Annotated in this window: 20 protein-coding genes and 1 riboswitch; of the genes, 16 read left to right on the forward strand and 4 right to left on the reverse strand. The window is 73.0% G+C overall.

All coding sequences use genetic code 11. The annotated features are described in order from the left end of the window. Positions 1–37 precede the first annotated feature (37 nt). The 4 genes from IRQ30_RS24000 to IRQ30_RS00750 are packed head-to-tail and all read left to right on the forward strand — an operon-like array spanning position 38 to position 4273. Entirely contained in the window at positions 38–1210 is a 1173-nt protein-coding gene (locus tag IRQ30_RS24000; protein ID WP_193611165.1) for an oxidoreductase, read from the forward strand. 57 nt (positions 1211–1267) lie between these two features. After that, entirely contained in the window at positions 1268–2368 is a 1101-nt protein-coding gene (locus IRQ30_RS00740) for an NAD(P)H-dependent amine dehydrogenase family protein (protein WP_193611166.1), read from the forward strand. Further along, a complete protein-coding gene (locus IRQ30_RS00745; RefSeq protein WP_193611167.1) occupies positions 2365–3171 on the forward strand; it encodes an SDR family oxidoreductase in 807 nt (268 codons plus the stop codon). The genes IRQ30_RS00740 and IRQ30_RS00745 overlap by 4 nt, the downstream gene beginning before the upstream one ends. Before the next feature lie 10 nt (positions 3172–3181). Further along, positions 3182–4273, forward strand: coding sequence for an MBL fold metallo-hydrolase (locus IRQ30_RS00750; protein WP_193611168.1), 1092 nt, complete (start codon positions 3182–3184; stop codon positions 4271–4273). 4 nt (positions 4274–4277) lie between these two features. On the opposite strand, the gene IRQ30_RS00755 is transcribed toward IRQ30_RS00750, so the two are convergent. From IRQ30_RS00755 to IRQ30_RS00765, 3 genes are read right to left on the reverse strand one after another with little or no spacing between them, the layout of a single operon-like run. Next, complete coding sequence (locus tag IRQ30_RS00755) at positions 4278–4856, reverse strand: NIPSNAP family protein (RefSeq protein WP_193611169.1); 579 nt, start codon at positions 4854–4856, stop codon at positions 4278–4280. Between the two features lie 11 nt (positions 4857–4867). Continuing rightward, complete coding sequence (locus IRQ30_RS00760; protein WP_338089504.1) at positions 4868–5320, reverse strand: GNAT family N-acetyltransferase; 453 nt, start codon at positions 5318–5320, stop codon at positions 4868–4870. Continuing rightward, positions 5308–6222: an alpha/beta hydrolase gene (locus tag IRQ30_RS00765; protein WP_193611170.1), complete on the reverse strand. Its 915-nt coding sequence runs from the start codon at positions 6220–6222 to the stop codon at positions 5308–5310. Before IRQ30_RS00765 ends, IRQ30_RS00760 begins: the two co-directional genes overlap by 13 nt. 47 nt (positions 6223–6269) lie before the next feature. Then, positions 6270–6377, forward strand: a riboswitch (TPP riboswitch). On the opposite strand from IRQ30_RS00765, the gene IRQ30_RS00770 reads away from it, so the two are divergent. From IRQ30_RS00770 to IRQ30_RS00800, 7 genes are all read left to right on the forward strand, one after another. Beyond that, positions 6369–7454, forward strand: coding sequence for a thiamine ABC transporter substrate-binding protein (locus IRQ30_RS00770; RefSeq protein ID WP_193611171.1), 1086 nt, complete (start codon positions 6369–6371; stop codon positions 7452–7454). It overlaps the preceding riboswitch by 9 nt. Then, positions 7454–9121, forward strand: coding sequence for an ABC transporter permease (locus IRQ30_RS00775; RefSeq protein WP_338089505.1), 1668 nt, complete (start codon positions 7454–7456; stop codon positions 9119–9121). The genes IRQ30_RS00770 and IRQ30_RS00775 overlap by 1 nt, the downstream gene beginning before the upstream one ends. Beyond that, a complete protein-coding gene (locus tag IRQ30_RS00780) occupies positions 9121–10119 on the forward strand; it encodes an ABC transporter ATP-binding protein (RefSeq protein WP_193611172.1) in 999 nt (332 codons plus the stop codon). Before IRQ30_RS00775 ends, IRQ30_RS00780 begins: the two co-directional genes overlap by 1 nt. A 34-nt stretch (positions 10120–10153) precedes the next feature. After that, entirely contained in the window at positions 10154–11203 is a 1050-nt protein-coding gene (locus IRQ30_RS00785; protein WP_338087671.1) for a phosphatase PAP2 family protein, read from the forward strand. Between the two features lie 236 nt (positions 11204–11439). Beyond that, positions 11440–12744, forward strand: coding sequence for an NlpC/P60 family protein (locus IRQ30_RS00790; RefSeq protein WP_193611173.1), 1305 nt, complete (start codon positions 11440–11442; stop codon positions 12742–12744). Between the two features lie 33 nt (positions 12745–12777). Then, entirely contained in the window at positions 12778–14790 is a 2013-nt protein-coding gene (locus IRQ30_RS00795; protein WP_193611174.1) for an acyl-CoA dehydrogenase family protein, read from the forward strand. Positions 14791–14794: 4 nt separating this feature from the next. Beyond that, positions 14795–15472, forward strand: coding sequence for a methyltransferase domain-containing protein (locus tag IRQ30_RS00800; RefSeq protein WP_193611175.1), 678 nt, complete (start codon positions 14795–14797; stop codon positions 15470–15472). Positions 15473–15588: 116 nt separating this feature from the next. On the opposite strand, the gene IRQ30_RS00805 is transcribed toward IRQ30_RS00800, so the two are convergent. Continuing rightward, the gene (locus IRQ30_RS00805) at positions 15589–16089 is read right to left on the reverse strand and encodes an inorganic diphosphatase (protein ID WP_193606704.1); all 501 of its coding nucleotides are present in this window, start codon (positions 16087–16089) and stop codon (positions 15589–15591) included. Positions 16090–16197: 108 nt separating this feature from the next. On the opposite strand from IRQ30_RS00805, the gene dacB reads away from it, so the two are divergent. Genes dacB through IRQ30_RS00830 form a run of 5 tightly spaced genes read left to right on the forward strand, consistent with a single transcriptional unit; the run spans position 16198 to position 21281 of the window. After that, complete coding sequence (gene dacB, locus IRQ30_RS00810) at positions 16198–17595, forward strand: D-alanyl-D-alanine carboxypeptidase/D-alanyl-D-alanine endopeptidase (protein ID WP_193611176.1); 1398 nt, start codon at positions 16198–16200, stop codon at positions 17593–17595. Positions 17596–17655: 60 nt separating this feature from the next. Next, positions 17656–18696 carry a zinc-dependent metalloprotease gene (locus tag IRQ30_RS00815; RefSeq protein WP_193611177.1) on the forward strand — a complete coding sequence of 347 codons (1041 nt, stop codon included), beginning with the start codon at positions 17656–17658 and terminating at the stop codon, positions 18694–18696. Next, positions 18693–19691, forward strand: a complete 999-nt coding sequence (tilS, locus tag IRQ30_RS00820; RefSeq protein ID WP_193611178.1) for a tRNA lysidine(34) synthetase TilS — start codon at positions 18693–18695, stop codon at positions 19689–19691. Before IRQ30_RS00815 ends, tilS begins: the two co-directional genes overlap by 4 nt. Positions 19692–19695: 4 nt before the next feature. After that, positions 19696–20247: a hypoxanthine phosphoribosyltransferase gene (gene hpt / locus IRQ30_RS00825; protein WP_193611179.1), complete on the forward strand. Its 552-nt coding sequence runs from the start codon at positions 19696–19698 to the stop codon at positions 20245–20247. A 56-nt stretch (positions 20248–20303) separates the two neighbouring features. Then, positions 20304–21281 carry a ribose-phosphate diphosphokinase gene (locus tag IRQ30_RS00830; protein ID WP_193611180.1) on the forward strand — a complete coding sequence of 326 codons (978 nt, stop codon included), beginning with the start codon at positions 20304–20306 and terminating at the stop codon, positions 21279–21281. Positions 21282–21432: the final 151 nt, after the last annotated feature.

Here is a 21432-nt window from a genome sequence, read left to right on the forward strand (position 1 = left end):
GGTGCGCCCAGAACTAGAACGCGTTACCGTTCCGGCCGTGACCCCTGACGTGTTCGGCCCCGCCACGCTCGGACCCGTACGCCTGCGCAACCGCACGGTGAAGGCCGCCACCTTCGAGGGACGGGCCCCGCACGGGCAGGTCACGGACGCGCTGATCGACTACCACCTGGCCGTGGCGCAGGGCGGGATCGGCCTGACGACGGTCGCCTACCTCGCCGTCGCCCCCGAGGGGCGCACGCACGCCGAGCAGATCGTCGTCGGCCCCGACACCGCCGCGGGGCTCGCGCGCCTCGCCGACGCGATCCACGCGACCGGCGCCGCGATCGCCGGGCAGGTCGGCCACGCCGGCCCGGTCGCCAACGGCCGCTCCAACGGGGTGAGGGCGATCAGTGCCAGCCGGATGCCCAGCCCGCTGTCGATGCAGATGATCCGCGCGGCGAGCGAGGAGGACCTGACCCGCGTCACGGCGGCGTACGTCGCGACGGCGCGCACGCTCGTGGACGCCGGCTTCGACGTGCTCGAGCTGCACATGGCCCACAGCTATCTGATCTCCTCCTTCCTGGCCCCCGGGCTCAACCGCCGCAAGGACCGGTGGGGCGGCTCCCTGGAGAGCCGTGCCCGGCTCGCTCGGCAGGTCGCGCGTGCGGTGCGGGAGGAGGTCGGCGACGCGGTCGCCGTGACCGCCAAGGTCTCGCTGAGCGACGGCTTCAAGGGCGGCGTGACCACGGACGCGGGCCTGGAGCTGGCGCGACTGCTGGAGGCCGACGGTCACCTCGACGCCCTGCAGATGAGCGGGGGCAGCTCGCTGATGAACCCGATGTACCTCTTCCGCGGCGACGTGCCGCTGAAGGAGTTCGCGGCCTCGATGCCGCTCCCGGTGCGCCTGGGCATGCGGACGCCGATGGGCCGCTCCTTCATGAAGCACTACGACTTCCACGAGGCCTACTTCTGGGAGAAGGCGCTGCGCTTCCGCGAGGCGCTGACGATGCCGTTGATGCTGCTGGGCGGGATCAACCGGCTCGACACCATGGAGCGCGCCATGGAGCACGGCTTCGACTTCGTCGCCATGGGGCGCGCCGTCCTGCGCGAGCCCGACCTGGTCACCAGACTGCAGGCCGGTCGCCAGACCTCGGGCGCGTGCATCCACTGCAACCGCTGCATGCCCACCATCTACTCCGGCACCCGGTGCCCGGTGGTCGCGGGTCACTGACCGCTCGGGCCAGGTGGGCCCCTTCCGCAAATCTAGAACGTGTTCTAGGTTGACGCCATGCCTCGAGACAGCCGTGACCACCCGCTCCGCGTCGTCGTCTGGTCCACCGGGACCATCGGTCGGCACGCGATCGCGGGCATCGACGCCCATCCGGACCTCGAGCTCGTGGGGGTGTGGGTGTCCAACCCCGACAAGGACGGCAAGGACGCCGGCGTGCTGGCCGACCTGGGGCGCGAGCTGGGCGTCATCGCGACCACCGACCGCGACGCCCTGATCGCGCTGAAGCCGGACGCGATCGTGCACACCGCGATGGCCGACGACCGGGTGTTCGAGTGCATCGAGGACCTGATCTCGTTCGTCGCGGCCGGCATCAACGTCACCAGCAGCGGACCCGTCCTGCTGCAGTGGCCCGAGAAGATCCTGCCCCCGGAGATCCTGGCGCGCATCGACGACGCCTGCCGGGCCGGCAACGCGAGCCTGCACGTCAACGGCATCGACCCCGGCTTCGCCAACGACGTGCTGCCGCTGGTGATGACCAGCCTCAGCCGGCGCATCGACGAGGTCCGGGTCATGGAGATCTGCGACTACTCGACCTACTACCAGCCGGTCGTCATGAACGAGATGTTCGGCTTCGGCAAGCCGATGGACGCCCGCCCGATGCTGTGGGAGCCGGGCATCCTCACGATGGCCTGGGGCAGCGTCGTGCGCCAGATCGCCGCCGGGCTCGACGTCGTGCTCGACGAGCCGCTGACCGAGGAGGTCGACCGGCGCGCGGCCGAGGTCCATACCCCGTCGGTCTCCGGCGACGTCGAGGCCGGCACGATGGGCGCCGTCCGCTTCCAGCTCGTCGGCAAGGTCGACGGCACGCCGCGGGTCGTGCTCGAGCACATCACGCGCACCGCCCCGGACCAGGTGCCTGAGTGGGAGACGCCGCCCGCCGGGAGCGACGGCTGCTACCGCGTCAGGATCACCGGTGAGCCGATGATGCAGGTCGACTTCACCCACCACGGCGAGCACGGCGACCACAACGTCTCCGGCATGATCACCACCGCGCAGCGGATCATCACGACGCTGCCGGCCGTGGTCGCGGCCCCGCCCGGGCTGGTCACCGCGCTCGACCTGCCGCTGGTCACCGGACGCGGCCTGGTCGCCCGATGAGCATCCTGGACCGCTTCGCGGTCACCGACCACGTCGCGATCGTCACCGGCGCCGGCCGCGGCCTCGGCGCCGGTACGGCGGTCGCCCTCGCGGAGGCCGGCGCGGACGTGCTGATCTCGGCGCGCACGGAGCAGCAGCTCGAGCGGGTGGCCGAGCAGGTGCGCGCCACCGGACGGCGGGCGCTGGTCGTGCCGGCCGACCTCAGCGACCTCGACGCCGTCGCCGGGCTGGCGCAGGCGGCGTACGACGAGTTCGGCCGGCTCGACACGGTCGTCAACAACGTCGGAGGCACCTTCCCGACCGAGTTCCTCAAGACCAGCAACGAGTTCCTCAACGAGGCCTTCAGCTTCAACGTCACCACCGCGCACGCCCTGAGCCGCGCCGCCGTGCCCCTGATGCTGCAGTCGGCGCCCGAGGCGCAGAAGAGCATCGTCACGATCAGCTCGATGATGGGCCGCACCGCCGACCGCGGCTTCCTCGCCTACGGCACGGCCAAGGCGGCGCTGGCGCACTGGACGAGGATGGCCGCGCAGGACCTCGCGCCGCGGATCCGCGTCAACGGGATCTACGTCGGCTCGATCATGACCAGCGCCCTCGAGTACGTCGTCGGGCAGCCCGAGATGATGGACCAGCTCGAGTCGAAGACGCCGCTGGGGCGCGTCGGCGAGCCGGAGGACATCGCGGCGGCGGTGCTCTACCTGTCCTCGCGCGCGGGCCAGTACGTCACGGGCAAGCTGCTCGAGGTCGACGGCGGCATCCAGCAGCCCACCCTCGACCTCGGGTTCCCCGACGTCGGGCAGTAGCGTCCGTGCCGTGACCCCGGACCCCGCCGCCCCGCGCGACCCCGGCGTCAGCACCGCGCACGCCGTCTCGCCGGACTCCGGCGAGCACTGGACCGCGGAGGGCGCCTGGCGGGTGGCCGACGGCATCCTCCGGATCCCGCTCCCGCTCCCCATGGACGGTCTGCGGGCGATCAACGTCTACGTCATCGAGACCGACGACGGCCTGACGCTGGTCGACGGCGGCTGGGCCATCCCCGTGGCGCGCGACCTGCTGGAGGGCTGCCTGCGCGACGTCGGCTACGGCCTCGGCGACCTGCGCCGCTTCCTGGTCACGCACGTGCACCGCGACCACTTCACGATGGCCACCGTGCTCGGTCAGGAGCTCGGCATCGACGTCGCGCTCGGCGCCGACGAGAAGCCGGCCCTCGACCTGCTCAACAACATCGAGGACCTCACGGAGAATCCCTTCGTCGAGGTTCTGGTGTCGGCGGGCGCGCGCGAGGTGGCCGAGCAGTGGGTCCGCATGGACGACGACCGCGAGCCGCCGGACATGTCGATCTGGGCCTACCCCGGCACGTGGCTGGAGGGCGACCACGAGATCGCGGTGGGGCACCGCACGCTCGACGCCGTGCACACGCCCGGTCACACGCCGGGGCACTTCGTCTTCGCCGAGCGGGCCGCCGGCCTGCTGTTCGCGGGCGACCACGTGCTGCCCACGATCACGCCGTCGATCGGCTTCACGATGCCGGAGGTCGACCAGCCGCTGGGCCACTTCATGGCCTCGCTCACCAAGGTGCGCGGCCTGCCGGACCTGACGATCCTGCCCGCGCACGGTCCGGTCGCCCCGTCCTCGCACGCCCGCGTCGACGAGCTCCTGGCCCACCACGAGCGGCGCCTCGACGACAGCGCCCGGCTGCTGGGCGCCGGCCCGGTCACGGCGTACGACGTGGCGCAGGGGCTCGGCTGGACCCGGCACGAGACGCCGTTCGCGAAGCTCGACGTCTTCAGCCAGGGCATGGCCGCGATGGAGACCAAGGCCCACCTCGAGCTGCTGGTCGCCCGCGGTCAGGCCACGCGCGAGGCCGCGCCCGACGGCCTGCGCTACGCCGCCCCGGGCTCCTGACGCCTCACCGCAGCAGCGACCGGTCGGTCGGCCGGGCGCGGACGGCCTGACGCACCGGTCCGGCCGGGGCCGTCCCGGGCTCGATGCGGACGGTGACGTCGCCGTCGGGGCGCAGCGGGAGCGCGGGGTAGGTGTTGGGGGCGTCCAGCCCGGTGAGGACCGCCAGGGCCTCGCCGCGCGGGAGGTCCGGGCGCCCGTCGTAGACCGTGACCGACAGCTCGCGCGTCGCGCCGGAGTGCGTGGCGCGCGAGGGAGCGAGGTCGATCCCGCCGACCGGCGCGAGGAGGTAGACGTCGTGGAACTCCGCCATCGTCGCGTTGGCGGCCTCGGCGTGCCGGCCCCAGACGGGCCCGCCGTAGAAGGACTCCAGCGCCCGCCGCCGGGCCTCCATGTCGGCGAAGCCACGCAGCCACACGAACCGGTCGGGTCGCTCGAGGTCGAGGAGCTGCCCCAGGACCCGCATCCCACAGGCTTCCTGGGTCTCGACCAGCTCGGCGTCGAAGAGCTCCACGATCTCGTCGCGTCGCCCGGGGTGCAGGGTGTACTGGCGCAGCTCCACCACACCGATGTCGGAGGTCGTCATGCCCGCCGACGCTAGACGGCGCCGTCGACAGCCGCTCGTCGCATCGGGAGGTGCGGGATGCCGTCCTCCAGGAACTCCTCGCCGTCGACGACGAAGCCCAGCGACCCGTACCACCCCTGGAGCGGCGACTGCGCGTCCAGCACCACGTCGCGGCCCGGGCAGGCGTCGATCGCGGCCAGCATGAGCGGCGCCGACAGGCCGCGGCCCCGGGCGGTCGGGGCGAGCACGACCCGTCCGATCCGCCACTCGTCGACGTCGTCGAGCACCCTGGCGTACCCGACGAGGCGCCCGTCCTCGCGCTGCAGCACGTGACGGGTGCCCGGCTCGTCGTCGCGGCCGTCGAGGTCGGGGTAGGGGCAGGCCTGCTCGACGACGAAGACGTCCTGCCGCAGCCGCCAGGCGGCGTACGCCGTGCGGGTGTCGAGCTCGTCGAAGGCGACGACCTCGACGCTCAGCCCAGCCACGCGACCATCTGCCTCCAGGCGCGTCGCGCCTCCGGGATGAGCGGCAGCAGGGGGTAGACGTGGAGCAGGTCGGGCTCCTCGATGTAGGTGAGGTCCCAGTCGGTCTCGGCCGCACGCCGGGCGAGCAGCCGGCAGCCGGGCACGAGCAGGTCGCGGGTGCCGCAGAACATCAGCGTCGGCGGCAGCCCGTCGAGGCGGCCCAGGGCCGGTGAGGCCTCGTAGCGGGTCAGCCGGTCGGCGCCCCCGGCCCACCACTCGGCGTACGCCCGCAGCTTGCCGATGAACAGCCACGGGTCGTAGGCGTCGAGCGCCTCGGTCTCCTCGGCCGTGCTGGTGGAGAGGTCGACCCACGGCGAGAACAGCACCATGCGCGCCGCCTGCGCTCCGCCGCGGTCGCGCATCGCCTCGGCCACGCCGAGCGCGTAGCCACCGCCGGCGGAGTCGCCGAGGAGCACCAGCGGCCCCTCATCGGCCCAGCCGACGGCGTGGTCGACGACGGCGGCATGCGAGTCGTGGACGGTGTGCTCGGGCGTCAGGGGGTAGTCGGGGACGACGACGCGCGCCTGCAGCTCGGTGGCCAGCCGGACGACGTAGCGCACCTGGAAGGGGTCCACGGGCGCCATGAACGCGCCGCCGTGCAGGTAGTAGACCGTGAGGTCGGGGTCGAGCCCTCGCGGCGTCACCGTGTACGACGTGAAGGCGCCGCCGGCGCCGGCCAGGGTCTCGGTGGTGATCGTGTAGCGCCGGTCGAAGCGCGGCACGGCGTTGGTGGGCAGCGCACGGTCGAGCGTCGTGTGCCACTGCTCCACGCGGGCACGCTCGGTGGCGACGTCCTCCAGGTCGCGGGACCCGCGCATGCGCGGGAGGGCCCAGGCCAGGAGCTGGTGGCGGCGGCTCGGCATGCTGGGAGCCTCGCACACGACCCGCAGGAGCCGCGCGCTACTGTGGCCCCACACGACAGGGGAGCAAGCGCGAGCTTGCTGAGAGTGCGGACCAGCCGCAGACCCTTGAACCTGCTCCGGTTAGTACCGGCGAAGGGAGTCACATCATGAGGTCCATTTCTGCTGCCCGGACGACGATCGGCCTGGCCGCGCTCGCTCTGGCGGCGTCGTCCTGCTCGCTCGTCGGGTCCGACGACGACGAGCGCGGCCAGGACGGCTCGTCCGGCGGGTCCCAGGCCGGTGGCACGGTCGTCCTGGTGACCCACGAGTCGTTCGCCCTGCCCGACGAGGTCGTGGCGGCGTTCGAGGAGGAGTCCGGCTACCAGCTGGAGGTGCGGGCCGCCGGCGACGCCGGCACGCTCACCAACAAGCTCGTCCTCACCGAGGGCAACCCGACCGGCGACGTCGCCTTCGGGGTCGACAACACCTTCGCCTCCCGGGCGCTCGAGGCCGGTGTCTTCGAGGGCCTCGACCTCGACCTGCCCGCCGGCGCCGAGACCTACGTGCTCGAGGGCGACGACGACCGCGCCCTCGCCCCCGTCGACAACGCCAACGTGTGCGTCAACGTCGACGACACCTGGTTCGACGAGAAGGGCATCGACCCGCCGGCCACGCTCGCCGACCTCACCGACCCGGCCTACGAGGACCTGTTCGTGCTGCCCTCGGCGGCGACCAGCTCGGTGGGCCTGGCCTTCCTGCTCACCACCATCGACGAGTACGGCGACGACTGGCCCGACTACTGGTCGGACCTGATGGACAACGGCGCCCGTCTCACCAACGGCTGGTCGGACGCCTACCAGGCCGACTTCACGCAGGGCGGCGGCAAGGGCGACCGACCGATCGTGCTGTCCTACGACTCCTCCCCGGCGTTCACGGTCGACGGCAAGGGCGGCAGCACCACCAGCGCGCTGCTCGACACCTGCTTCCGCCAGGTGGAGTACGCCGGCGTGCTGGCCGGCGCGAAGAACCCCGACGGCGCGCAGGCGCTGGTGGAGTTCCTGCTCGGCCCGGAGGTCCAGGCCGCGCTGCCCGAGAGCATGTACGTGTTCCCCGTCGTCGAGGGCACCGAGCTGCCGGCCGACTGGGCGTCGTTCGCCCAGCAGCCCGACGAGCCGCACACGGTGGACCCCGCCGAGGTGGCCGACAACCGCGACGCCTGGCTCACCGAGTGGCGCGACGTCACGACCCGGTAGTGGCCTCCCGATCCGTGGCGCTGCCGCCCGCGGTGCGGCGGCCCGCGTCGTTGGTCGCCCTCGCCGCCCTGCCCGTGGTGGTGCTGGGCTGCTTCTTCGTGCTGCCCGTCAGCGGCATGGTGGCGCGGGGGTTCTTCCCCGACGGCGAGCTCGACGCCGGCGCGGTCCTCGAGGTGCTGACCCGCTCCCGCACGGGACGCGTCGTGTGGTTCACGGTGTGGTCGGCCGGGGTGGCGACGGCGGTGTCGGTCCTGCTCGGCCTGCCGGCGGCGTACGCGCTGCACGGGCTGGAGTTCCCGCTGCGCCGCACCGTGCGGGCGCTGCTGCTCGTGCCGTTCGTGCTGCCGACGGTCGTGGTGGGCGTGGCCTTCCGCCAGCTGCTGGGGGAGTCGGGCCCGCTGGGCTTCCTGGGGCTGGACGGCACGCCGGTCGCGATCGTCGCGGGGCTCGTCTTCTTCAACGCGGCGGTCGTCATCCGCGCGGTCGGCGCCTCCTGGGAGTCGCTCGACTCCCGCCCCGCGGAGGCCGCGGCCGCGCTCGGCGCGAGCCCGGCGCAGGTGTTCCGCACGGTGACCCTGCCGACGCTGCGACCGGCGATCGTGTCGGCCGCGAGCGTGGTCTTCCTCTTCTGCGCCACGTCGTTCGGGGTGGTGCTGACGCTGGGCGGCACGCGCTACAGCTCGGTGGAGACCGAGATCTACCTGCTCACCACCGACCTGCTCGACCTGCCGGGCGCGGCGGCGCTGTCCCTGGTGCAGCTCACCGCCGTGGTCGCGCTGCTGGCCGTGGCCGCGCGGCTGCGCGCGAGCGCCGACCCGAGCGTCGTCCGGGTGCCCTCGCGGCCGCGCCGGCCCGCACGCGCCGACCTGCCGCAGCTCGCCATGACGGCCCTGCTGCTGGCGCTCGTGGCGGCGCCCGTCGTCACCCTGGTCGCCGGCTCGCTGCGCGTCGGGGACTCCTGGAGCCTGGGCAACTACCGCGCGCTCGACAGCGTGGGCGACCAGCAGGCCCTGGTCGTGCCGGTGACCGACGCCCTCGTCACGTCGCTGCGCACGGCGGTCGACGCCACGTGGATGTCGCTGCTGCTCGGACTCCTCGTGGCGCTCGCCGTCACGCGTCGCTCGCGCTCGCGCGCCGAGCGCCGGATCCGTACCGTGCTCGACGGCTTCTTCATGCTGCCGCTGGGCGTCTCCGCGGCGACCCTGGGCTTCGGCTTCCTGATCACCCTGGACCGCCCGCCCCTCGACCTGCGCGACTCGGCGCTGCTGGTGCCGGTCGCGCAGGCCCTCGTGGCGCTGCCGCTGGTGGTCCGCACGCTGGTGCCCGTGCTCGACGGCATCGACGACCGCCAGCGCCAGGCCGCCGCCTCCCTCGGCGCCGGCCCGCTGCGCACGCTGCTGACCGTCGACGTGCCGGTGCTGTGGCGCCCGCTCCTGGCGGCCTCGGGCTTCGCGTTCGCGGCGTCGCTGGGCGAGTTCGGGGCGACGGCCTTCCTGGCGCGCGACGAGAGCGCGACGCTCCCGGTCGTGATCTTCCGGCTGATCGGCCACCCCGGTGCGATGAACTACGGCATGGCCCTCGCCGCGTCCGTCGTCCTCGCCGCCACCACGGCCGCCGTCATGCTCGCGGTCGAGCGGCTGCGCGTCCCGTCGCTGGGGGCGCTCTGATGAGCCTGTCGCTCTCGGGCGTCTCGGTCGACTACGACGGGGTCCCCGCCGTGGTGGACGTCGACCTCGAGCTACCGGCCGGCCAGGTGCTGGCCGTGCTGGGCCCGTCCGGGTCGGGCAAGTCCACGCTGCTGCGCGCGGTCGCCGGGCTGGAGCCGGCTCGCGGGACGATCGCCTGGGCGGGGCAGGACCTCGGCGGCGTGCCGACCCACCAGCGGGGGTTCGCGCTGATGTTCCAGGACGGCCAGCTCTTCGGGCACCTGACGGTGGGGCGCAACGTCGGCTACGCGCTGCGCCTGCGCAAGGTCCGCGGGGTCGAGTCGCGCGTCGCCGAGCTGCTCGAGCTCGTGGGTCTCGCCGGCTACGCCGACCGGCTGCCCGGCACGCTGTCGGGCGGGGAGCGGCAGCGCGTCGCCCTCGCCCGCTCGCTGGCAGTCGAGCCGCGGCTGCTGCTGCTCGACGAGCCGCTCTCGGCCCTCGACGCGGGACTGCGCGAGCGGCTCGCCGGCGAGCTGCGCGACATCCTGGTCGCGGCGGGCACGACCGCGCTGATGGTCACCCACGACCACGAGGAGGCTTACACCGTGGCCGACCGGATCGCGGTGATGCGCGACGGGCGCCTGGTGCAGAGCGGCGTCATCGGCAAGGTCTGGGCCGCGCCCGCCGACCCCGAGACCGCGCTGTTCCTGGGCTACGCCCGGGTCCTGGTCGACGACGCGGCGCAGCGGCTGCTGGCCGCCGCCGGTCTGCCGCCCGCCGCGGCGGTCGCCGTACGCCGCTCGGCGCTGACCGTGGACCCCTCGACCGCGCCGGACGGGGCCCGGGACCTGCGCGGCGTGGTCCTGTCGGCGCGGGTCACCCCCGACCAGGTGCGCCTCGTGGTCGGGGTCGACGGTCTCGGCGAGCTGGACGCGGTCGCGTCGGTCGGCACCCACCCCGCGGCCGGGGAGCCGGTGCGGCTGGTCGTCGACCGCTCGCGACTCGCGGTGATCCGATGAGGCGATCGTCGCACCGGTCTCTACACTGACCCGCGTGTATCGCCGCGCCTACGTGACCTGTATCGGCACCGCCGCGGTGATGGGCATTCTCGCGTTCGTCGTCTCCAACCACTACGACCGCCCGCTGCTGGACCCCGAGGGCAAGTTCCTCGGCCCCTCCTGGGCGCGACTGCCGCTGCTGCTGTTCGGCGCGCTGCTGCTCGACCTCCTGCCGCGCACGCTGTGGTACTCCAGGCTCCGGCCCTCGGCGATGCCGGGCATCGTGCGCGAGCGGCTGAGCACCCACTGGAACCGCGAGCGCATGACGCTGGTGGCCGTCGGGATCGTCTCCTTCTACATCACCTACGTCAGCTACCGGAACCTCAAGTCGTCGCTGCCGTTCGTGCGCGGCGACGTGGAGTACGACCGCGAGCTGATGTACCTCGACCGGGTGCTGTTCTTCGGCCAGGACCCGCCGGTGGTGCTGCACGCGGTCCTCGGGGAGAGCGTCTCGGCGCACTTCCTGTCCTACATCTACCTGTGGTTCCTGCCGCTGGTGCCGCTCGCCCTGACCGCCTGGCTGGTGTGGTCGCGCAACATCTCCTACGGCTACTGGTTCGCCACCTCCCAGTGCCTGGCGTGGTCGCTCGGGACCCTGTCGTACTACGCCCTGCCGACCAAGGGCCCCGGCTTCGAGTACTTCTCCCGCTACAACGACCTGACCCACACGCCGACGACCGACCTGATGAACAGCCTCGCCTTCGCGCGCGCCGACGTCATCCACGGCGGCGTCACCGGCATCGTGCAGTCGGTCGCGGGCTTCGCGAGCCTGCACACCGCCATCACCCTGCTGGTGGCCCTGATGGTCCAGTTCACGCTGCGCAACCGGGTGCTCAAGATCGTCTTCTGGGCGAACTTCGCGATCACCGTCGTCGCCACGATCTACTTCGGCTGGCACTACCTCGCCGACGACGTGGCCGGCATCATGATCGCCTTCGTGTCCTTCTACCTCGGCGGCATCGCCACGGGGCAGAAGTTCGACAAGCGGAGCCTGCGCTCCCACCCCACCACGACCACCTCGGCGATCCCGGTCGAGAAGGTCTGAGGCCTCCGCCGGCGGGGGTGGTCCCTGACGCTCGTGTCGTTTGGATCGTTCCAAAGCGACACGGACGTCAGGGGCTGTCTGCGCGTCGAGCGGGCGCGAGCGAATTACAACCTTGTAGTTCGTCAAGTCGACACGCCGATGAATCTGAGAAATGTTGGTGCAAGTGGTGCTTTTGTGACTGTTGAGCACTAGCGTGCCGGGTGTTGCTCACTTCCCCGACACGTCTGGAGACCGCCGTGCGCTCCCGCGCGACTGCCGCCGCCCTTTGCCTCGCCCTCGCCGCAGGGGCCGCGACCGCCCAGGTCGCCCACGCCGACGAGGACACCCCGCTGCCCACCCGTGCCGAGGTGCGCGACGCCGAGCGCGCGGTCGCCGTCCGCACCGACGACGTCGCGTCGATCCAGTCCGCGATCGACGCGGCCAACGGCCGGCTCCAGGCGTCCTCGATCGCCGCGGCCCAGGCCGCCGAGGCGTTCAACGGCGCCCGCTACGAGGCCGAGCAGGCGCGTGCCGCCGCCGCGACGGCCGAGGAGGAGGAGGCGGCCGCGGCCGCCGACGTGTCGCGGCTGCGCAAGGTCTACGCCAGCTCGGTCGTCAGCTCCGTGCAGTCGATGCCGACCCTGAACGCCGTCTCCGGGGTGATGGAGTCCAAGGGCATCCTCGACGTCCTGGAGCGCATGGACACCATGCGCGACACCGAGTCGGCGCTGGACAGCAACTACGACGACTTCAAGGCGGCCTCCGCCCTGGCCGCCGAGGCCAGCGACCGGGCCGCCGAGGCCCGCACGAAGGCCGAGCGCACCGAGTCCGCGGCACGCGACGCGCGTGACGAGGCGCAGCTGGCCGCCGACGCCGCGACCGCCGAGGCGCAGGCGATCGCCGCGGAGAAGTCCTCGCTGCTCGCCGACCTGGCCCGCCTGCAGGACATCAGCGTCTCCCTGGCCGAGCGCCGCCAGGCCGGACTCGAGGCGGCCGCCGCTGCCGCTGCCGCCGACCGGGCCGCTGCCCAGCAGGCCGCCGCGGAGCAGGAGGCTGCTGCCGCGGCCGACGAGGCGCCGTCCGCCCCTGCGGCCGAGGAGCCGTCCGCGCCCGCCGCGGACGAGCCCGCTCCCGCGGCCGAGGAGCCCGTCGCCGAGGAGCCCGCTCCCCAGGCCGACCCGACGCCCCCGCCGGCGTCGTCGGGCGCCCGCGCCGCCATCGCCTTCGCCCGTGCCCAGATCGGCGAGCCCTACGTCTGGGGCGCCGCCGGTCCCTCCTCCTGGGACTGCTCCGGGCTCACCATGGGTGCCTGGCAGCGCGGCGGCACCTCGCTGCCGCACTACTCCGTGGCGCAGTACGAGGCCTCCACGCCGATCTCCTCCGGGGAGCTGAAGCCCGGTGACCTGGTCTTCTGGGGTTCCTCCAGCAAGCCCTCCTCGATCTACCACGTGGCGCTCTACATCGGGAACGGGCGGATGATCCACGCGCCGCGCACCGGTCGACCGGTCGCCGAGGAGTCCCTCTACTACTGGACCGCGCCGAACTTCTTCGCCCGTCCCTGACCGGCCCTGGGGGCGCGCCGGTAGCGTGCCGTCATGGCCACCGACACCGCCGCGCCGTCCGCCACCACGCCCGAGCACGAGGGCGCGGTCCACGGCGCCAAGGGCTACGTCGAGCCGCAGGTCGACGTGGCGGCCCTGCAGGGGGTCCTGGACGGCACGTACGCCGAGATCCGCAACCTGGTGCGCCGCAACCTGACCGACTACGCCTCGGTGCTCGAGGACGCCGAGCAGCTGTCGGTCGACGACTACCGCGAGCGCGTCAAGGACATCGTCGTCGAGATGGCGGCGACCGGCCAGACCGGCATGGGCTTCCCGCAGGAGCACGGCGGCGGCGGCGACATCGGGGCCTCGATCGCGGCGTTCGAGACGCTCGCGTTCGGCGACCTGTCGGTCCTGGTCAAGGTGGGCGTGCAGTTCGGTCTGTTCGGCGGCGCGATCCTCCAGCTCGGCACCCAGGAGCACCACGACGCCTACCTGTCGAAGCTGATCACCGGGGAGCTGATGGGCTGCTTCGCGATGACCGAGACCGGACACGGCTCGAACGTGCAGGCGCTCGGCACCGTCGCGACGTACGACGTGGCCGCGCAGGAGTTCGTCATCACGACGACGCGCGAGGACGCGCGCAAGGACTACATCGGCAACGCCGCCAAGCACGCCGAGGTCGCGGTGGTCTTCGCGCAGCTGCACGTCGCCGGCGAGTCGCAGGGCGTGCACGCGTTCGTCGTGCCGATCCGCGAGGGCGGAGAGCCCTGCGAGGGCGTCCGCATCGAGGACGACGGCCTCAAGATGGGGCTCAACGGCGTCGACAACGGACGGCTGTGGTTCGACGAGGTCCGGGTGCCGCGCATCTCGATGCTCAACCGCTTCGCCGAGGTGACCCCGGCCGGCGTCTACGAGAGCGCGATCGAGAACCCCAACAAGCGCTTCTTCACCATGCTCGGCACGCTCATCCAGGGCCGCGTCTGCGTGGGCGGCGCCGGCATCAACGCCGCGAAGGTGGCGCTGACGATCGCGACGAAGTACGCCCTGCGCCGCCGGCAGTTCGAGGCGACCCGCGAGGACGAGGAGGAGCTGCTCCTCGACTACGGGCTGCACCAGCGCCGGCTCCTGCCGTTGCTCGCGCGCACCTACGCACTGCACTTCACCCAGGAGCGCGTGGCCGGCGAGCTGCACGACATCCTCTCTGGTGTCGTCGAGGGCGAGCAGCGCCAGCGCGAGCTCGAGTCGCTCGCCGCCGGCGTCAAGGCGCTGGGCACGTGGCACGCGACGCGCACCATCCAGGAGTGTCGGGAGGCCTGTGGGGGAGCGGGCTACCTCTCGGTCAACCGGTTTGCGGCGCTCAAGGCCGACACGGACGTCTTCACGACGTTCGAGGGCGACAACCACGTGCTCCTGCAGCTGGTCGCCAAGGGCCTGCTCACCGACTACTCCAGCGAGTTCGCCGACCTCGACCAGTTCGGCATGGTGCGGTTCGTGGCCGGCCTGGCCGTCGAGACGGTGCTGGAGCGCACCAGCGTCCACAAGCTCCTCGAGCGCATCAAGGACGTCCTGCCCGGCGGCGACGACGGCTGGGACCAGGAGGCCGGGCTGCTCGACCCCGACTACCAGCTGGCCATGCTGCGCTTCCGCGAGGAGCACATGCTCGGCGGGGTCGCCCGGCGGCTCAAGCGAGGCATCGACCAGAAGATGAACCCCGGTGCGGTCTTCTCCCAGGTGCAGGACCACGTGATCGCCGCGGCGCGCGCCCACGTGGAGCGGCTCGTCCTCGAGGCGTTCGTCGCCAAGACCCGGGCGCTGCCCGACGGCGACCTCAAGGTCAGCCTCAACCTCCTGTGCGACCTGCACGCGCTGTCGACGATCGAGGCCGACCGGGCGTGGTTCATGGAGCACGGACGGCTCACCGTGGCCCGCTCCAAGGCGATCAGCCGGGAGGTGTCCTCGCTGTGCCGCAAGATCCGCCCCCTCGCGGGCGACCTCGTCGACGCGTTCGGCGTACCCCCCGAGATGCTGCGCTCCCCCGACCTCGTGGGGCCGGTCGGACCGTGACCCCGTGAAGCTGCCCGGTCGTCGCCGGCTCGGGCTCGGCGGCTGGTCCGAGGACCCCCTCTGGGCGACGGTCTACCCGTGGCTCGTGAGCCATCCGACCGTCGGTCGCGTGGCCTGGGCGGTCGGGCTGCAGAGCGACCTGGACCGGCTCTACGCCGCCACCGACGAGCTCGGGGCGCTGCCGGCGGGCACGACGGTGCTCGACGTCCCGTGCGGCGGCGGGGTCGCGCTGCGCGGGCTGCGTCCCGGCCAGGGTCTGCGCTACGTCGCCGCCGACATCTCCCGGACGATGCTCGACCGCACCGCCGACGCCGCCTACGCGCTCGGCGTCGAGGAGCAGGTGGAGACGCGGCTGGCGGACGTCGAGGACCTGCCGTTCGAGGACGGCGCCTTCGACGTGGTGGTGTCGTTCACCGGGCTGCACTGCTTCCCGGACCCGGCGCGCGCCGTCGTCGAGATGATGCGCGTCCTCCGCCCCGGCGGCACGATCACCGGCAGCACCATGCTCAACGACTCCGGCCTGCGCCACGCCCCGCTGCGCACGACGGGCCGGCTCGCCGGCGTCCTCGGGCCGGGCTGCACCTCCGAGGACGTCCACCTGTGGCTGACCGCCCAGGGCGGTCGCGACGTCACGCTCGAGCCCTCCGGCGGGATGTCGTACTTCCGCGCCGTCAAGCGCTGAGCCGGCGGCGGGAGATTCGCCGGTCGACCGGCGATTCTGGAGCTTCTGGGCCGAAATAACGCCCCGGAACCGTGGGTTTCGCCGGGCGACCGGCGAAACTCCTCCGGCCAGCGGCCTCAGTGAGCGGCGCCGCCGGTGTCGAGGAACCGCTTGAAGGAGGCGTTGACCTCGAGCTCGGCCTCGGTGCGGCCGACCCAGTCGGCGCCTTCGACGGACTTGCCGGGCTCGAGGTCCTTGTAGACCTCGAAGAAGTGCTGGATCTCGAGCCGGTCGAACTTCGGCACGTGGTTGATGTCGCGCAGGTGCTCCTGGCGGGGGTCCTTCGCGGGCACGCACAGGACCTTGTCGTCACCGCCGGCCTCGTCGGTCATGCGGAACATCCCGATCGCGCGGCACTTGATGAGGCAGCCCGGGAACGTCGGCGCCTGGAGCAGCACGAGGGCGTCCAGCGGGTCGCCGTCCTGGCCCAGGGTGTTCTCGATGTAGCCGTAGTCGGCGGGGTACTGCGTCGAGGTGAAGAGCATGCGGTCCAGGCGCATGCGACCGCTCTCGTGGTCCACCTCGTACTTGTTGCGCTCGCCCTTGGGGATCTCCACCAGCACGTCGAACTCGAGCACGTCTTCCTCCGGAATGTCAGTCGCCTGCGGCAGGCCCGGCGAGGCCGGGGATCATTGTCCCGCACAATGGCTGCGCACACGCAGTCGGGAGGCAGTCGGAGGTGAGAGGTGCGTCGCACGATCGGCACGGTGCTGGTGCTCGCGCTCGTCCTGGCGGGCCTCGCGACCTGGCACTACGACCTCCTCGACCGCTGGCTGGAGCCTGACTCCTCCTCCGCCGACCCCGCCGCGATCGCGCCGCCGGAGGGCGTCGACCTGCCCCCGGTGCTCGCCCCGGGCGACGTCGCGCCCGTGGCCCGGTCCTCGGCGCTGAGCCCGGCGAAGGTGCGGCGCGCGCTCGCGCCGTACCTCGACGACCCCGACCTCGGGCGGCACGTGCTGGCCGCGGTCGCGCCCCTGGCCGGCGGGCGGCCCGTCGTGGTCGGGGGGTCCGGAGCGGCCGTCCCCGCCTCGACCACCAAGGTCGTCACGAGTGCCGCGGCGCTGCTCGCGCTGGGCCCCGACCACACCTTCCAGACCTCCGTCGTCCGGGCCGGCCCCCGCCGCATCGTGCTCGTGGGCGGGGGTGACCCCTTCCTGGCGCGCGCGCCCGCGGCGGCCGGCGACGAGCAGCCGTATCCCGCCCGCGCCGACGTGGTGACCCTCGCGAAGCGGACCGCCGCGGCGCTGCGCGAGCAGGGGGTGCGCCGGGTGCGCGTCGAGTACGACGCCGGGCCGTTCACCGGTCCCTCCGCCAGCCGCCAGTGGGAGCCCGACTACGTGCCCGACGGGGTGGTCTCGCCGATCTCCTCGCTGTGGGTCGACGAGGGACGGCCGGCGCAGGGGTTCGGCCGGGTGGCCGACCCGGCGCTCGACGCGGCGCAGGCGTTCGCGGCGGCGCTGGCCGGGGCCGGCGTGACGGTCGTCGACGGGCCCACCGCGGGCGCCGCGCCCCCCACCGCGGAGACCGTGGCGCAGGTGACGGGCGCGCCGCTGAGCCAGGTCGTCGAGCGGGTGCTGATGGTGAGCGACAACGAGGCCGCCGAGGTGCTGCTGCGCCAGGTGGGCCTGCAGGTGAGCGGCGACGCGTCCTTCGAGGGCGGCCGGCGCGGCGTCGTGCGCACCCTGCGCGAGGCGGGGGTCCGCCTCGCCGGGACCACCCTCTACGACGGCAGCGGGCTGTCGCGGCGCAACCGGATGACCCCCGCGGTGCTGCTCGACGTCCTGCGCCTGGCGACCCAGCGCCCCGATCTCGCCGCGGTGGTGAGCGGGCTGCCCGTCAGCGGGTTCAGCGGATCGCTCGCCGACCGCTTCCTCGCCGGCCCCTCCGAGGGCCGCGGGCGGGTGCGGGCCAAGACCGGGACGCTGACCGGGGTCGCGTCCCTGGCGGGCGTCGCCACCGACGTGTCCGGCCGGCCCTTGCTGTTCGTGCTGATGGCCGACCGGGTCGGACGTCTGAAGGGCACCGACGCCGAGGTCGCCCTCGACGCGGCGGCCGCCGCGCTGGGTGCCTGCCGCTGCGGCTGACCCCCACCGCCCTCCGCTCGCCCGGGCCGGGGCCTCCCAGGCAGCGGATAGGTTCGGGGCATGACGTCGAACCCCCAGGAATCGTTGGTCGACTGGGACTTCGCCGTCTCGGTCGGCTCCAAGATCGCCGGCGACGGCCCGGAGACCAGTCGCGAGGAGGCCGCCGAGGTGGTCGCCGAGCTGCGGGCCGACGCCGATCGCTCGACCGGGCTCGTGCGCGACTTCACCGGGCTCGTCGCTGAGGACCACACCGCCCCCGTGCTGGTCGTCGACCGCGCCGGCTGGGTGCGCGCCAACGCCGACGGGTTCCGCGTGGTGGTCGCCCCGATCATCGAGAGGCTCTCGTCGAAGAAGCCGCCCACCGGCCTCGCGCTCAAGGTGGGCTCCCGCATCACCGGCGCCGAGGTCGGCGGCCTTCTGGGCTTCATGGGCTCCAAGGTGCTCGGCCAGTTCGACCCGTTCTACGAGCCCGACGGCCGGCTGCTGCTGGTGGCGCCCAACATCGTCCACGTCGAGCGCGAGATCGGCGCCGACCCCACCGACTTCCGGCTCTGGGTGTGCCTGCACGAGGAGACCCACCGGGTGCAGTTCACCGCGGTGCCGTGGATGCGCGGACACCTCTTCTCCGAGATCGAGGCCATCGCGTCCACCGTCGAGCCCGCGGGCGTCGAGGACGGCTTCCAGCGGCTGGTCGAGGGCATCAAGGGCGGCGCTCGCGGCGGCAGCCTGGTCGACGTCATGAGCACGCCGGAGCAGCGCGAGATCATGGACCGCGTCACCGGCGTCATGTCCCTGCTGGAGGGCCACGCCGACGTCGTCATGGACGGCGTCGGGCCCACCGTGATCCCCAGCGTCGACAAGATCCGCCGCGCCTTCAACGAGCGCCGCAAGGGCATCGGCACCCTCGACCGCGTCCTGCGCCGCCTGCTCGGTCTCGACGCCAAGATGGCGCAGTACCGCGACGGCGCGGCGTTCGTCCGCACGGTCGTCGACAAGGTCGGCATGGAGGAGTTCAACGCCGTGTGGGCCGGGCCCGAGAACCTCCCGTCCAAGGCCGAGATCGCCGACCCCGAGGCCTGGGTCGCCCGCGTCCTGCGATGAGCCTCGACGCCGACGTCGCGGCGGTCCGCCTCGCCGTACGGCGCCGCGGGCTGGCCGGCCTCGACGACGGCCCGGTCCTCGTGGCCTGCTCCGGCGGCGCGGACAGCCTCGCGCTGCTGGCAGCGACCGTCTTCGAGGCCCGGGGGACCACCCGGGTCGTCGGGGTCACCGTCGACCACGGGCTCCAGGACGGCTCCGCCGACCACGCCGCCGGCGTGGTCGCCCAGATGGTGGGGCTGGGCGCCGACGAGACGGCGTCGGCCCGCGTGCAGGTGGACGCGGCGGGGCAGGGTCCCGAGGCGGCCGCCCGCGAGGCGCGCTACGCGGTGCTGGAGCAGATGGCGACCCACTTCGGGGCCGCGGCGGTGCTGCTCGGCCACACCCTCGACGACCAGGCCGAGACCGTCCTGCTCGGGCTGGCGCGCGGCTCCGGGGGCCGGTCGATCGCCGGCATGCGTCCCGCGTTCGACGTCTTCCGCCGCCCGCTGCTCGGCATCCGCCGCTCGCAGACCGAGGCCGCCTGCCGGGCCGAGGGCATCGAGTTCTGGACCGACCCCCACAACGACGACCCCCGGTTCACCCGCTCACGCGTGCGGCACACCGTGCTGCCCGTCCTGGAGCGCGAGCTGGGCCCGGGGGTGGCGGAGACGCTGGCCCGGACCGCCGAGCAGCTGCGGCCCGACATGGAGGCGCTGGACGACCTCGCCGACGAGGCGCTGGCCCAGCACCTGACCCGGCACCACGACGACGAGACCGGCTTCGCGGTGTCCCGCATCCGCCCGCTGCCCCAGGCCGTGCGCACCCGGATGCTCCGGCTGGCCGCCCTGCGCGCGGGGTGCCCACCCGGCGAGCTGTTCGCCGTCCACGTCGACGCGCTGGAGCGTCAGGTCTGGAACCGCGACCGGCTCCCGAAGGAGATCCAGCTCCCCGGGCACGTCACGGCGTACCGCGGGGGAGACCACCTGCGCCTGCGGCGGCGCCCTGTGGAATCCTGACGACATGGACGCAGCCCATGTGGAGAACGACCTCGTCAACGTCCTCTACACGGAGGCCCAGATCCTCGAGCGGGTCGGCGAGCTCGCCGACGAGATCGAGCGCGACTACGCCGGCAAGGAGCTGCTGATCGTCGGGATCCTGCGCGGCGCCGTCATGGTCATGGCCGACATGGCCCGTGCCTTCACGCGCCACGTCGAGATGGACTGGATGGCGGTCTCCTCCTACGGCTCCGGCACGAAGTCGTCGGGCGTCGTGCGGATCCTCAAGGACCTCGACACCGACATCTCCGGGCGCCACGTGGTGATCGTCGACGAGATCATCGACACCGGGCTGACCCTGTCGTGGCTGACCTCCAACCTCTCGAGCCGCAACCCCGCCAGCGTGGAGATCTGCACCCTGCTCCGCAAGCCGGAGGCACTGCAGATGCCCGTGGACGTCAAGTACGTCGGCTGGGACATCCCCAACGAGTTCGTCGTCGGCTACGGCCTCGACTACCGCGAGCGCTACCGCAACCTGCGCGACATCGGGACGCTCGCCCCGCACGTCTACTCCTGAGCCGGTCGCGACGGCTACCCTCAGCACACCGAGCGCCTCGACCCGGAAGCAGGCACGTGCGCGAGATCGTCGTCTTCAGCGGTAGTGCCCACCGGGCCCTGGCCACGGGCATCTGCGAGCGCCTCGGCATCGAGCTGTCGGCGGTGGAGCTGAGCCGCTTCTCCAACGACTGCCTGCAGGCCCAGCTCCAGGCGAACTGCCGCCAGCGCGACGTCTTCCTGGTGCAGCCGCTCTCGCCGCCCACGCAGGAGCACCTCATGGAGCTGCTGCTGATGATCGACGCCGCCCGGGGCGCCTCCGCCGCCTCCATCACCGCGGTCGTTCCGTACTACTCCTACGCGCGCTCGGACAAGAAGGACGCCTCGCGGATCTCGATCGGTGGCCGCCTGGTCGCCGACCTGCTCGTGGCCTCCGGCGTGCACCGCGTGATCACGATGAACCTCCACGCGCCCCAGGTGCACGGCTTCTTCTCCGTGCCCGTCGACCACCTCACGGCGCTGGGCGAGCTGGCCGACCACTTCCAGGGCCAGGACCTGACCGACGCGGTCGTGGTCTCCCCCGACTTCGGCAACGCCAAGACCGCCACCCAGTTCTCCCGCCTGCTCGGGCTGCCGGTCGCGGCCGGCAGCAAGAAGCGGCTGGCCGACGACCGGGTGGTCATCGACGAGATCGTCGGCGACGTCGCCGGCAAGCGCGCGATCGTCCTGGACGACGAGATCTCCACCGGCGGCTCGATCCTGGAGCTGCTCGACCGGCTGGCCGACCAGGGCTGCACCAGCGCGGCGGTCGCCTGCACCCACGGGCTGTTCGTCGGCAAGGCGCTGGAGCGGCTCCAGGGGCACCCGATGATCTCCGAGGTGGTCACCACCGACACCGTGCCGAGCCCCACCGGCTGGCCCGAGCTGAAGGTGCGCTCGGTGGCGGGGCTCTTCGCGGCGGCGATCCAGCGCATCCACGAGGGCGAGTCGGTCAGCAGCCTGTTCGACGGCGTCGACCCCGCCCACGCCTCCCCGCAGCCCCGCCTCTTCGACTGAGCGCCGCGGCCGCGTCGCCTCCCCGGCCCGCGGCAGCCACGCGGGAACCACTCCGCCCGCTCGGCCGTTTCACCCATGTGCCTGAGAGACTGTGCGGTGAGATCGGCGTGTACCGTCGAGTGTTCAGTCCTGGGCTCACCTCGACAGGCCC

Origin of the sequence: Nocardioides lijunqiniae (assembly GCF_015024225.1) — a bacterium.
Taxonomy (GTDB): Bacteria; Actinomycetota; Actinomycetes; order Propionibacteriales; family Nocardioidaceae; genus Nocardioides; species Nocardioides lijunqiniae.